General features: G+C 41.7%; 1 protein-coding gene. It reads right to left on the bottom strand.

All coding sequences use genetic code 11. The annotated features are described in order from the left end of the window. Window positions 1-240, bottom strand: a 240-nt coding sequence (locus tag ACFINO_RS10820; protein ID WP_375655853.1) for a ribonuclease E/G, incomplete at both ends; no start/stop codon positions are given.

Below are 240 nucleotides of genomic sequence, written 5' to 3'. Positions count from 1 at the left end.
TTTCCAGAAGTCCGAAATGTGAAATATGGCCAACTTGAATACGGGCACGGTCGTTTTTCAAGCAATCTTTCAACTTTTTTTCGACCATCCTGACATTGCGCTCTTCAAGCATATCGATAAAATCAATTACAATCAGGCCAGCGAGGTCACGCAAGCGTAATTGACGTGCTATTTCTTCTGCAGCTTCAAGATTGGTTTGTAAAGCTGTTTTTTCAACAGAAAGTTCTTTGGTAGAGCGGC

It is taken from the genome of Bartonella sp. AA83SXKL (assembly GCF_042196965.1).
In the GTDB taxonomy this organism is placed as follows: domain Bacteria; phylum Pseudomonadota; class Alphaproteobacteria; order Rhizobiales; family Rhizobiaceae; genus Bartonella.
Note: the sequence above shows the minus strand (reverse complement) of the source record. Positions and strands in the feature narration are given on the sequence as shown.